Genomic DNA, 12,880 nt, shown 5'->3' with positions numbered 1-12,880 from the left:
TCAAGTCAGCTCGCCCGGCCACCGCTAGGCTGGCCACGAGGTCTCCGGTGTTCTCGATCTTCTTCGTCGTTGATCGATCTACCGGAGACCTCACCTATTTGATCACCGACACGCCGGTACGGCTCTTATTCGGGATCTTGGCTGGTCAACACTTCGAGACACGCCCTAGTACCTGGCCAAATCCTGCACGATCGGCCCGGAGGTCGGCACCCGGAACCACCACCAACCGCGGCCGGCGAGGTCTATCCGGGCAATCTTCGCGATGCGGTCGCCGGGATCGTCGGTGGTGAAGGACCGGAACAGGTCATCAGCCGTCGCCGCGTACCGGCGGACCTTGTCCGCGAGCGCGGGCCGGAGCCGGGCAAGGGCGTCCTCGACGAAGTCACGCATGAACAGAGCGCCAGCCAGGTCATGCTCGGTCCAGACTGTCCGGTCCGTGTACGGCAGTGCGCGATCGTGGTCGAGTTTCTCGACATGCAGTGTCCAGGACCGCGCGAGCCCCAGTGCATCGGGCTTGTCCTTGTTGTCCGGCTCGGGCTTGCTCTCCGCGATCTCCGCCAGCTCCGCGTCGGTGAACAGAGCCCGGATTTCGGCGGGAAGGTCGTCGTGCATTGTCACTGTCCTATCTTATAGCTCGTTGACCGCCAGGGCATGTCATAGTTGACAATGACCCGAATCTTTTCCCCGTTGACGGTTCCGACGAATTCTTCGGCATTCTGGCCTTCCAGCCTGACCGGCGGGGCTTCGTCCAGGACTTTGCTGATCTGCTGCGGGCTGGGGCGGTTCATGCCCGGCATCGCATCGCCGGTATGGCCGCTGATGAACTCCTCGATCTCGTCACGGCCGAATTCGCTGCCGCGGAATCCTTCCGTGGACCCGAATTCGCCGTCGCCGGCACCGGTGTGGTCGGTGCGCATGACCTCGACCCGGTCATCGCCTGTGGCGTACCGAGCCAGGTCCCCGGCACCGGCTGCGGCCATGGTCAGGCCCCCCGCGATTGCACCGGCGGAGACGATGTTGAGCGGCACCCCGGCGACAGCGCCGGCACCAGTCGCGTCGAGAGCGACCCCGCTGATCTCGCCACCGGCGCCCAGCACCGTCAGCGCAGCTCCCGCCACCGTCATGCCCGCGTCGAGGGGGTGGTGCAGCACAGCGTTGCCGAAGGAAGCCGCAGCGTTGACGACCGTGCCAGCGGCGTTGGCCAGCCCGGCACCGACATCAGAGAGGAAATCGCCGACATCGTCCCAGAACCCCGGTTCCTCCGGGGCCTTGTCCCGCGCGGCCCCGATCGCCGCAGCCGCGGCGCCGCCCGCCCCCTCCACTTGCTTTAGGGCGGATTGTGTTGCGCTGCGCGGAAGGCGGCCGCATCACGGCGGCGCGCCTACACTCTGCGGGAACACGGCGTGCTGCACCGTTACCGGGGCGAATGGGCGAAGGCGAAGGAACGCCTCACCGAAGCCATCGCGACCTCCCACGCCCTCGGCGACCTGCGATGGGAAGCCGCCAGCGGACGCGAACTCGGCATCGTCCACCAGGCCGAAGGCGATCACGCAGCGGCAGTCGAACAGCTGACGGCCAGCCGCGAAGCCCTCCGGGACGCCGGCGACGACAGGCGGGAAGGCCGCCACGCTCCGCTGTCTGGGCTGGGCAGCGCTGGAAGCAGGCAACCTCGCCGAAGCCCTCGCGTATGCCCGGCAGGCCCGGGAGATTCTCGATCAGGCACGCGACCCACACGGCCTGGCCTGTGCCGAAGTCCTGCTCAGCAACATCCACCTCACCCTCGGCGACCCCGCGACCGGACGCACACCACCTGGACCGCGGCGTCGCCTGCCTCGACACCTCGGGCGACCCTCGGTGGCGCGGAAAGTCCCTGATCAGCCTCGGCCACCACCTGACCGCAACCGGCGACCTGCCAGGCGCCCGCACGGCATGGAAAAACGCATGGGCGGACTTGACCCGAATCGGCGCACACGAGGCAGCAACGGCCCGCGCGTTGCTGAACGTGTGAACAGTGCACCTCGCGCACGATCCCGAGCGACCGGTGGGGCTGGCCTCGAACCGGGCGGCGCCGAAACGCTTGCCGAGGAGCCGCCCGGACTGCTGCACGTGCAGAGGTGCCCGGGAAAAACCGCCGGCTCTACGTTCGGGACCCGGCCCTTCTGCAATCACCACCGAGCCGGCACCACCGCCGGAGACCGGCCACCCATCACCCGGCTGACCATCCTCCCCGGACACCACACGTGACGGAGGGATGCGCGGGTGAGTCGCCGGCCAGGGCCACGCCGGGGTTCACGGCAGGAAATAGGGGCGGTTGTGCGCGGCGACCGGCGCGGACTGGTAGGTCCACACCCCGGCCGCCGGTGCCTGTCCGATCAGGGTGCCGAGGTCGCCGCAGACCGGCGAGCCGGGGTCGGTGATGCGCAGCTCGACGCGGTCGGCGGTGCGGGCGTCGAGCAAGTGCAGCTGGTAGGGGTGGTAGACGTTCATCGGCCCGGCGAGCAGGCGTCCCTCGGCCGTGGTGCCGTAGCCGGTGATCGGCGTGGTGTTCACCGGTTCCGCGGGCAGTCCGTCGAGCCGGGCGGTGAAGCCGAACAGTTCGGTCTCCTCGCCCAGGCAGCTGACCTGCCAGGTCTGCGACCGCGGCCCGTTGAGTGAGGGCATGACCGCCGCGAACCGGGCAGGGTATTTCGGCTCGGCGTACAGTTTCGTCCCGGCGTCGATGGCGACCGGGTTGTCGCACAGCACGTGGATGCGGCCGATACCCAGGAGCTTGGTCTGGTCGACACCCCGCGCGTAGTCCATATAGGACAGTGGGGCGAGCCGGCGCTCCTCGCCGCGGGGCAGGCCGACGATGGTGATCTCGATCTCCTGGGTGACACCGGAACCGTTGGCGTACTGGGCGAAGTACAGCTGAAAGTTCACCGAGACACAGGCCCGCCCGTCGAACTCCGCCGCCATCAGCCGCGGATGAGCGCGCGCGAGAACCTCCCGGACCGGACCGGGTTCCACCAGGTAGTCGATGCCGACGTGGTGCAGTGCCCCGTAGTGGAAGGGAAGCAGGAACGGTTCGGCGATCGGCGGCCAGGACAGCGGCTCGGTCGTCAACGGAGGACCTCCTTGGTCGCGGTGACACAGGTGCGGGTGGCGAGCAGTGCACGATCGAGATGTTCGGCACTGCGCAGGGCGAGCGCGGCCATGGTCAGCGACGGGTTCGAGGTGCCCAGTGAGGGCATGCTGCCGCAGCCCACCGCGTACAGGTTGGGGTGATCCCAGCACTGCTGCCACTGGTTGACCACGGAATCATGCGGTGAGCCGCCCATGATGTGGGTGCCCCCACCGTGCCCCGCTCCCCGGTAGCAGAAGGACTGCCCCTCGAACTCCAGGTAGCCCGGCATGCCCGCGACCGGCCGGTACTCGGTGTGGTCCTCCGCATCCAGCAGGGCGAAGAGTTGATCGGAGACCTGTTTCGCCGCGACCATGCCGCGTTTGACGTGGTCGGAGAGCCGGTAGTGCAGCGCGGGGCGGGGATTGCCCAGGCGATCGCGGTGATCGGGGGCGAGCGTCACCCGGTTGGCCGGGTCGGCCTCCTGCTCGATCTCGAACTGCAGTGTGAACCGCCGGCCGATCCGGTCGGCCAGCACCTGGCGAAGCCGCTTGCCGAACACGTTCTGGCGCAGCAGGTCCGCGACATCCCGGTCGGGCGGGCCCAGCGCCCAGTTCCAGCCCCAGTTGCCGATCTCGACCCGAAACGGCGCGCGACGGCGGCGCGCCGGACCGAACCGGAAACCCTCGATACCCGAGGTCGACCCCGGGCCCCGGTACGGGCCGATCGGCTCGCGCGTCAGGCCCCAGGTCAGCAGCGCCGGGTGGTCCATCAGGTTACGCCCGACCTGATCGCTGCGGGTGGCCAGACCGGAGACGAGCAGCAGTTTGGCGTTCTCGATCGCGTGCGCGGCCAGCACCACCATGTCCGCCTCGACGGTGTGGCTGGTGTGCTCGCCACCGGTGTCGTCCCGGTAGAGCTGATAACAGATCTCGCTGACGCGGCCGGTGCTGGTGGCGCGCAACCGGTTGACCACGGCACGGGTGCGCAAGGTGACCGTCGCCGGCCAGCGGGCCTGGGTTTTCATCGGCGTGTACTTGGCCTGTTCGGGGCAGATCGGTACGCAGCTGGCATACCCGGCACAGCGGTGCCCGTCCGGCCGGTACCCGCGCCCGTGATCGTAGGCCGGGTTGGGCGGACCGTTGCGCGCCTGCGGCGTGCCCACCACCCTCAGCTCGGTCGGCTGATCCTGGTAGGGATCCCGCGCGTGGCATCCGTCCACGGCCTCCGCGAGGACCGCGTCGAGATAGCTGCGCGGGAGGCCGTGCATCGGAAACACGTAGTCCTCGGGGACAGGCAGGCCGATCGCCCCGCGCTGCTCCTCGACATCGGCCGCGACTCCGATTTCCCCCTCCGCCAAGCGGTAATACGGTTCCAGGTCGGCATAGCCGATCGGCCAGTTCCGGCCGTGCCCGAACTCCCCGGCGCGGAAATCCTCGGGGTGCATCCGCAGGGCCAGACCGGTCCACGCGTTGCCGCTGCCACCATTGACCCGCAGATACGGGCTTGCGTAGGGCAGGGCACCCCGCTGGAGCAGATAGCCGTGTGCTTGAAACCCGTCGCGACCGCCGGTCAGGTCCAGCACATCCGGTGAGGGCGCCGCGGCGGTGGTGCGATAGGGGGCGGTCGGTGTCTTGGCCACGGCGGTGTGGAAGGCACGTACCGCATCCTGGTGATCCTGCCAGGCGTCACGCGTACCCGCACCGGCTTCCAGCACCAGCACCCGCCAACCCCGCTCGCCCAGCGCCTTCGCGACCAGCGAGCCGGCGAAACCAGCGCCGACCACGACCACGTCGTAGCGCTGCGGTCCCCTCACGTGGGCATCGCCCGCCTCGGCGGGCGGGCCCAGCTGCCGAAGCCGGGCGCGACGGTACCGGGAGGAGCTCCGTGAAACGTCTTCCACACCAAGCCCTGCGCGTAGGACCGGGGCGACACGACATACGCCTCAGCGGACGGCGGCAACCCCGGCCAGACACCCACGTACCACAGGTGCGTCACCGCCCGCGCGAGATCCAGCAGATGCGGGTCGTCCACGGCCGGCGGATCACCACCGGCCTCCAGCACGGTCACGGCCAGCCGGCGATAGCGTCTTTCGGTCACTTCCGTCACGACGAGATCGTGGTACCGGTCGGCCATGCCGGTCGCCTGCAGCTCACCGGGATCGAAACCGGTCAGCCGGGACGAGACCCTGACGAACTCATCCACCGCCGAGACATCTTGCACAGCGACAGCTTTGGGGAACAGGCAGGTTCGCGGCAAACCGGTCGACGAGCGCACACCGGCCGCCTCCCGAACCGGCAGTGATCAACCGACGGCGTCAACCGCCGTCCGAATGGCCGGCCTTGCCGCATCCGGGCGTCCGTGAGCCGCAGGCGTGGCACCCCTGCCCGGCGCGCCCGCCGCCGATGCCTGCCATCGTGGCCCGGCACTGCGCCGACTCCGTGAAACGGCGTGGTGTACCGCACATTCGTCAATGTCCGGCTCTTCCCGCAGAACGGGGGTCAGGCCGTGGGTCGAGGCGGGCGACGCGTCCGAGGCCCCGGACGGGTCACCGCAGGTGAACGACGGTCGGTGCCGGATGCATGAGGAAGTCGTGGTGGCTGATGTTGTAGCCGTAGGCGCCGCACATCGCGAACACGACCAGGTCGCCTGCCGCGATGCCGGGTAGCCGGACCTGCCGGGCCAGAACGTCTTTGGGGGTGCAGAGTTGTCCCACGAAAGTGATCGGTTCGGCGGTCACGCTCGGGCGCGGCCACGGACAGTCCCACTGCTCGGCCGGGACGACGACGACCGGCTGGTCGTGGCCCTTGGCGGCGGGGGTGCGCAGGTGGTGGGTCCCGCCGGCGCACACCGCGAACCATTCGCCGTGGCTGGGTTTGAGGTCCAGGACACGGGTGGCGTACCAGCCGGAGTACGCGCTGATCGCTCGTCCGGGCTCGATCCGGATGGTCAGTGACGGGTGCTTGGCCGCGATCGCGGCCAGACGGCGGGCATAGCCGGCCCAGTCGAAGATCTGGTCCGGCCGTCGGTAGTCCACGGCCATCCCGCCACCGACGTTGACCTCACGCAGAGCCAAGTGGTGCCGGCGGCCGAATTGGGCCGCCCAGGATAGTACGACCTCGGCTAGGGCGGCGCAGTCCGCTGGAGCCAGGCCGCTGGCCAGGTGGGCATGCACCCCGACGACCTGTATACCGGGTAGCTCAGCCAGGTCGGCGGCGGCTGCGGCGGCCTCCGCCGGGTCCATACCGAACGGGCTGGGCATGCCGCCCATGGTCAACGCCGCGCCTCCGCCGAAACCAGTGGGCAGGTTGACGCGCAACAGCACCTGCACCCGCTGCCCGGCGGCGCGGGCCAGGGCGTCCAGCCGACGCAGCTCGTGCCGGCTCTCCACGTGGTAGCGGTCGACACCGGCGGCCAGCGCGGCGGTCAGTTCGGCGTCGGTCTTGCCCGGACCGCCGAAGGCGAGCGGCACACCGGGCAAGTGCGCCCGGACGTGGGCGAGTTCGCCGCCGCTGGCGACCTCGAGTCCATGGACGTGCTCGGCGATCACCGTGAGCAGTGCGGGGTCGGGGTTGGCCTTGACAGCGTGCAACAACTCGATTTGCGCGTCCACCCCGTCGAAAGCCGCCCGAATCCGCGCCAGGTGGTCAGCGAGGTGGCGCAAATCGTAGAGGTACGCGGGCAGCGTCCGGTCTGCGGCGGCGGCCAGTACGGCGTCGGTGACCGGTGTTCCCGGCGGCGACGAGGTCCAGGTCATCGGAGGTCCTCCGGCAGGGCTCGGCCGAGGGGGTTGGGGAACGGCACATAACCGGCGTGCCGGTCGGCTGCACGCTGCCAGCGGATCAGCAGATTTGTCTTGGCGGGCAACGGAACACCGGCCAGCAACGCTCGCAGCCGGGGTGGGCCGCCGAGATCGGTGCCGGTGGTGGCGACGACGTCGGCGACGGTGTCCCAGAGCTCGTCCTCGAACCGCGGCCGTGCGGGTACGAGATCGGCGAGCGCACCGGCGATCTCGGTGAGGTGATTGACGAAAAGGCAGTAGGCGACGCGATTCCAGCCGTTCTCCTCGCTGTAGGCGGCGGCGCCGGACACCTCGGCGGGCAGCGCGGCGAGGAGGTCGGTGTGCCGGTGGGCCAGCAACTTCGTGCCTTCGAGGTCGCGCACCAGCACCTGGGTGGGTATACCGTCGGCGTCCAGGACGGCGAGCACGTTCTGCAGGTGCGGTTCGAGGACGATGCCGTGCTCGGCCCACAGCCGCAACACCGGTGGTACCAGCAGGTTCAGGTAGCGCCGCCACCACAGCCCGGCCCACGCGGCCGGGTCGCGGTGATCCACGAGGTCGGCGAGCCGGGTTCGGGTACCGGCGGGATCGAGCTGCGCGGCGGCCAGCGCACCGGCGAGGTGGACCTGTTCACCGGGCCGCAGCCGGCCGGTGATCCCCGTCCGCAAGATGGTGCCGAATCCTTCGAGGATCGCGTGACGCTGCCGCGCTGTGCCGAGATGTCCGGGCAGCACGACGCTGCGGGCCGCGGGTTCGGGTAGCGCGCCGAACCCGGGATGGCGGGCGGCGACCTCGGCGAACGGCCTGGCGAGCACGCCGGTCAGTGCGACCGCGCCACGCAGTTCGTAGGCGGCGTTCTTGCGCAGGCAGTTGGTGATGCGCACATTGAGGCTGGTCTTGAGGAAGACGTCGATCTCGGGCTGGTAGAGGGTGCGCACGCTGGCGGTGGGGTGACACGGCAGCCCGGTCTGTCCGAGGTCCAGTAGCGCGCCCTCGATGCGTGCGGCGGCCAGCACCGGTGCCAGGTCCGGGTCATCGGACAGCAGCTGGAACTGCCACGGGTGCACCGGAAGCGCTCGGTACCCGGCAGGCAAGGGCCGGCCGAGCAGGTCGGAAGTCCTTGCGTGCTGGTCGAAATCTCCGCCGACGGCGTGTTCGTGCACGAGTTCCGCGGGCGCGGCGAGCCAGTGCGGCGGGAACGCGGTGCGGGTCTCGGGCGAGAATCGGCGCCACCGGCTCGGTTCCCCGGACCGCCACTTGGGTGCCGGGTGCCGCGGGTGTCCCGCGAGCAGGGACTGTTCGGAGTCCAGGTAGGTGGCGGCCGGCTCGGCGACCGGACGGTCGGGGCGATCCGGACGCCTGGCCAGGGTGTCGTGCAGGGCGTCGCGGCTGGCCCGGACCTGCGTGGCGAACTCGTCGTTGCCGTGGCCGGTACGGGCGGTCAGCTCGGCATCGACGAGGTCGGCGAGTTCTGCCAGTCCCAGGTCCACCCAGGTGGTGCCGCCGGCGTGCCGTTGCACCGGACCGGCGAAGCGGTGGGCCGCGACCGTGGAGACCCGCAGCAGCGTGGCACGCAGCACCTGGCCGATATGCGGCAGGCGCAGCAGCAACCGGCCGGTGTCCACCGTGACCTGGCGGTCCGGACCGGCGAGTTCGCGGACCAGGCACCCCAGCAGGGTGTGCGCGGAGAGCAGGTCGGCATCGGTGTCGACGGGGAAGGAGGTGGTGACTTCGACTGTCACAGCGAAACTCCGTTACAGGGATCGGGATCAGGACGTAGGCGCAATGAGCGGCCCGGGAGCGGGTCTGGTGAAACCGGCGACGGCAGCGGCCAGCGCGAGGCCGACCACGACCGGGATTGCCAGTGGCGCGGCAGGGCCGAAGCCGGCCAGGGCGGAAGCCGTGACACCGGCCAGCACCGCACCGCTCTTGGACGCAGCCTCGACAGTGCCGAACAGCTTGCCGGGACGGCGGCCGGTCGCGGCTTCCGTAGCGAGCAGCGACAGCGAGGGCAGCCCGAGGGCGAGGGCGGCGCCGAGCACCAGCCGGCCGACCACCAGCCACGCCAGCGCACCAGAACCGGGAGCGACGAACAGGTGCACTGCGGCGGACGCTGCCGCCAAGGCGTAACCGGCGGTCAATCCGGCCCGTGCCCGGCCCCTCAACCAGCGCAGTGTGAAGGCACAGGCCAGCAGGTAGCACAGGTGGGGTGCAGCGAACAGCAACCCGATCAGCACGGGAGCCAATCCGGGCGCGATCTGGTGTGCCAGCGGCAGGAAGTACGGGAAGGTGATCACGGTGACGAGCACGAATCCGCCTTCTGCCAAGCACATTCCCGCCACAGTGATGCCTGCGCGGGCAGTCGTGGGCTCGGCGGCGGCCCGCACCGATCGACCGCCACCGGTGGGCGCGGGCAGGATCAGCGTCGCGACGGCGGCGGCCAGCGGCAGCAGGGCGGCCATCCCGTACATCTCCCGGACATCCAGCATCGTGGACAGCAGCCCGGCCAGCACCGGTGCACCTGCCAGCGCCGTCCGGGCCGATCCCTGCATCAGGGCCAGTGCGCCGGCCAGGCGGGGACCGCGCAGGCCCGCCGCGAGGTACGCGGTGCTGGCCGAGTAGGTCCCGCCCAGCAGGCCCTGTGCGATGAGTGCGATGACCAGACTGGTCATGTTCTGCGCGATCGCCGCGAGCCCGAACGCCACGGCGAGCCCGAACTGGGCGCGAACCAGCAGAGGTTTGGGGCCGTGCCGGTCGGCCAAGCGGCCCCAGACCGGCGCCGCCAACGCGGTGCACAGCGTGGGCAGCACGTAGAGCAGACCGGCCCAGCGAGCGTCCGGGTCACCGAGCTCGGGCAGGAGCCGGGGAAGGTAGGGCGGCAGGCCGAGAGCGGCGAACGCCGACGCGCAGTGCGCAGCCGTGATCGTGACGACGTGCGCGCGGCCCGGACCGTCGGAGGGCTGGTTCACCGGGCGTCCGCAAGATAGTTGGGACCGGTACGCAGGTAGTACTTGTTGACGTCGACGACGCCCAGGCGGGTCTTGGGCAGCAGGGTGCCGGCGGTGATCATGGCCTTGATCGGAAGCCGATCGGCCGCCAATACTCGGTCACGCAGCAGCACAGCGGCTTTCCGGGAGCGGGGCTCGTCCAAGTCGCACCAACGCTCGGTTGCTTCGACCAGACGCGTACGTGCCAGGTCGAACAGCTCGGCGCGGCGCCGGAGATCGGGACCCGCTTCCTCGGCGACCAGCGCGGCGACGCACAGGTGCAGCGTGATCGTGGTGACCATGTCGGCCAGCTCGGCGGGGTCGCTGACTGCGATGCGGCGGTCGGTGAAGTCTTCTGGCCGCACAGGCAGGCCCAGCGCTGCCGACGCGTGGGCACAGTCCACCCGGCCGCTGTCATTGTCCTTGTAAACCAGGCGAATGCCGGGGTTCTGGGCGACTGTGACGTTCTGCTGGTGGGCTTCCAGCGCGATGCCGTAGCGCAGCCACAACGCCACATGCCAGTCCAGCAGGACCGACAGGTAGCTGTCGAACCAGGACAAGACGTCGCCACCGGAGAGCCGGTCGATGATCCGGGCGTCCGGACGGCCGGGGTCCGGTGCAAGCAAGGCCGCGACCGGAACCAGGGTGCTGCCGGCGATCGCGGGCGGATAGCGCCGGACGAGCACGGCCAGCAGGTCGCTGTCGCTGTCGGCCCACTGGGACTCGTCGGCCAGCAGCACGCGCCCGGCCAACTCCGGTTCCCGCTCCAGCACGGCGCTCAGCAGGCGGTGCATGGTCTCCCCGTCGGGGAGCGTTCCCGGCTTGATGGTGCGGCGGTTACGCCGACCCAATGTCGCTGTGGGCAAAGGAAGTTTGAGGTGCACGCCGGGGTCTTCGGCCAGCGCGACCGTGCGGGTGGACAGCGTCGGCACCACGGCCGGGCCAAGGTGTGCCACCGCGTCGGCCTCGCCGCGGTCGACGGTCAGCGGGTGCACCGGGATGGCCACGTGATCGTCGGGGAACCCCAGGTCGGCCGGCGACGGCCACCACTCGGGCGTGGCGAAGGCGTCCGACAGCCGCATGCGAGTCCTCGGCACGACGGTCCAGCGCAGCGGGAAACTCGGCAGGTACTCCGGTGCGTAACGGCGCAGGTCGCCGGCGGTCATGCCCCACCGGCACCGGCCGGTGGGATGGACGGGATGGTCGCGGAGCGCGGCCAGCGCCTCGTGGCGCAGCAGACCGTCAAATCCCTTGTGGTCACGGCCTTTCAGCCTGGCCATCAGGTCGGGTTCGGCAGCGTCGTGCAGGTTCAGCACGGCCGAGGTCTGGGCGCACTCCTCGGTGAACTCCTGCCAGCCCCGCTCCGCCTCCGCGTCGCCCTGCGGCGCGAGGGAGGCCAGCACACCATCCACAGTGGACTCCACGTGCACGGTCGCGGCGTCGGTGACCACGAGGCAGCCGAGAGCGACGGCGTGGTCGGCGAGGACGCCGTCCGGCCGGACCGCGAGCCAGCCGGCGCGTCCGCCGGGCAGCGGGAACCGCCACCACGTGTCGTGCGCCGGGGCGCCGGGCGGCGGGCCTGCCATCCCGCCGTGGGTGAGCATCCCGAGGTGATCCTCACGGAACAAAGCGTCGAGCACGCGCTCCAGCAAGCTCACGCCGTCACCGACCACTGGTTGGCCGCGACGAAGTCCTCGATGGCGGCGCCGACTGCTTCCGGCCCCGGCCCGATGGCGTGGACGACGCCGAGGTAGTCGCGGTTGGTGCCGTGCAATGCGGCGGTGACGCCGAGCGCGCGCAGGCGGCGGTGCCCCAGCCGGATCCCGTCCGGCAGTTCGGCCGAGGAGGTCGGCGGGGCCTCGGTGAACCGGCCGGCCTGTTCGGCGGCGACGTAGCGGATCCGGGCATGCCGGTCCACAGTGGACGGTACCGGCAGGCCGGCGGAAAGTGGCCGTCCCAGGTGCAGCCGGATCACCTCCGCGAACAGGTCGACCTCGAGCAGCTCCGCGCAGATGAGGTCCATTGTGTCGCCGATCAACCGGTAGTTGACCTCGATCAGGCGGGCGCGGTCGCCCTGGATCACGAACTCGGTGTGGCAGGCGCCGAACCCGACCTCGAGTGCGCTCAACTGGGCGCGCAGGTCGCGTTCGACCGGCTCCGGCAGGCTCGGCACCCAGTCCCGGCCGGACTCGATGAAGGACGGCGGTTCCCCGAGGCTGGTGCGCCAGGACCCGAAGTGGTGCAGGCGCTCGCCGTCGCCGAGCGTGTCGTAGGTGTGCAGTTCACCGGCCAGGTACTCCTCGGCGATCAGGGTGCACGACCCGCGCCGGGCACGGATCCGCGCCACCTCCGTCACCAGCTCGCTCCGGTCTCGCACGAGCAGGACGTCCTCGCTGGCCACGCCTTCCGTCGGCTTGACCACCGCGGGAAACGGCAGCTCACCGGCGACCTCGGTGACGTCGTCGGAGGGCCCGATCTCCACGCAGGCAACGGTGTCCAGGCCGGCCGCGGCCAGCGTGTGCCGGGTGAGGAACTTGTTCTTGCACCGCTGCGCTGCCCGCCACTCCTTGTGCGGCAGATCGAGCAGCTCGGCCGCCAGTGCAGTGGTGGCCTGGAGGTGATCGCTGTTGCTGAACAGCGCGGCCGGGCTGCCGGCCAGTGCCAGCACCCGGGTGGCCACCGCACCGGGGTCGCGGACGTCGACCGGCTCGACCGCCGACGGCGGGTGCGCGTGGCCGGCGTAGGCAGCGCGGTGGGCTTCCGGCTGGTCGGTGAGGATCACCATCGGCATCCCGAGCCGGGCCGCGGCGGGCAGCAGCCCGTGGGTCACGGCGTCGGTCGGGTTGAGGGCGGTGAGGTACAGGCACACGGGCGGGACTCCGTCGCTCAATGATTTTTGGTTAGCCTTGCCTAATTCATGACCGGCGGGCATCACCCAACTTCATCCAGCGACCAGGGTCAAGCGATCGACGCCGTGGCCTAGAACACGCCGCCTCCGACTTGCTAAGG

At 70.4% G+C, this 12,880-nt stretch carries 11 protein-coding genes; all 11 read right to left on the bottom strand.

What is annotated here, in order from left to right; all coding sequences use genetic code 11:
* Nucleotides 1–165: 165 nt before the first annotated feature.
* Nucleotides 166–618: a hypothetical protein gene (locus D5S19_RS28410; protein ID WP_147397526.1), complete on the bottom strand. Its 453-nt coding sequence runs from the start codon at nt 616–618 to the stop codon at nt 166–168.
* Nucleotides 615–1,322, bottom strand: a complete 708-nt coding sequence (locus D5S19_RS28405) for a hypothetical protein (protein WP_120026421.1) — start codon at nt 1,320–1,322, stop codon at nt 615–617. Before D5S19_RS28405 ends, D5S19_RS28410 begins: the two co-directional genes overlap by 4 nt.
* 45 nt (nt 1,323–1,367) lie before the next feature.
* Nucleotides 1,368–1,628 (bottom strand): hypothetical protein, encoded by a 261-nt coding sequence (locus tag D5S19_RS28400; RefSeq protein ID WP_120026420.1) that lies wholly within the window; start codon nt 1,626–1,628, stop codon nt 1,368–1,370.
* Nucleotides 1,629–2,289: 661 nt separating this feature from the next.
* Nucleotides 2,290–3,105, bottom strand: coding sequence for a hypothetical protein (locus D5S19_RS28395; protein ID WP_120026419.1), 816 nt, complete (start codon nt 3,103–3,105; stop codon nt 2,290–2,292).
* Entirely contained in the window at nt 3,102–4,919 is a 1,818-nt protein-coding gene (locus tag D5S19_RS33935) for a GMC family oxidoreductase (RefSeq protein ID WP_120026418.1), read from the bottom strand. Before D5S19_RS33935 ends, D5S19_RS28395 begins: the two co-directional genes overlap by 4 nt.
* Entirely contained in the window at nt 4,916–5,308 is a 393-nt protein-coding gene (locus D5S19_RS28385; RefSeq protein WP_199730749.1) for a hypothetical protein, read from the bottom strand. The genes D5S19_RS33935 and D5S19_RS28385 overlap by 4 nt, the downstream gene beginning before the upstream one ends.
* Before the next feature lie 343 nt (nt 5,309–5,651).
* On the bottom strand, nt 5,652–6,860 hold the full coding sequence (locus tag D5S19_RS28380; RefSeq protein WP_120026417.1) for a type III PLP-dependent enzyme: 1,209 nt from the start codon (nt 6,858–6,860) through the stop codon (nt 5,652–5,654).
* Nucleotides 6,857–8,626 (bottom strand): IucA/IucC family protein, encoded by a 1,770-nt coding sequence (locus D5S19_RS28375; RefSeq protein WP_120026416.1) that lies wholly within the window; start codon nt 8,624–8,626, stop codon nt 6,857–6,859. Before D5S19_RS28375 ends, D5S19_RS28380 begins: the two co-directional genes overlap by 4 nt.
* A gap of 27 nt (nt 8,627–8,653) precedes the next feature.
* The gene (locus D5S19_RS28370; protein ID WP_199730748.1) at nt 8,654–9,853 is read right to left on the bottom strand and encodes an MFS transporter; all 1,200 of its coding nucleotides are present in this window, start codon (nt 9,851–9,853) and stop codon (nt 8,654–8,656) included.
* The gene (locus D5S19_RS28365) at nt 9,850–11,529 is read right to left on the bottom strand and encodes an IucA/IucC family protein (protein ID WP_199730747.1); all 1,680 of its coding nucleotides are present in this window, start codon (nt 11,527–11,529) and stop codon (nt 9,850–9,852) included. Before D5S19_RS28365 ends, D5S19_RS28370 begins: the two co-directional genes overlap by 4 nt.
* Nucleotides 11,526–12,761, bottom strand: a complete 1,236-nt coding sequence (locus D5S19_RS28360) for an ATP-grasp domain-containing protein (RefSeq protein WP_199730746.1) — start codon at nt 12,759–12,761, stop codon at nt 11,526–11,528. The genes D5S19_RS28365 and D5S19_RS28360 overlap by 4 nt, the downstream gene beginning before the upstream one ends.
* Nucleotides 12,762–12,880: the final 119 nt, after the last annotated feature.

It is taken from the genome of Amycolatopsis panacis (assembly GCF_003600245.1).
Classification (GTDB): Bacteria; Actinomycetota; Actinomycetes; order Mycobacteriales; family Pseudonocardiaceae; genus Amycolatopsis; species Amycolatopsis sulphurea.
Note: the sequence above shows the minus strand (reverse complement) of the source record. Positions and strands in the feature narration are given on the sequence as shown.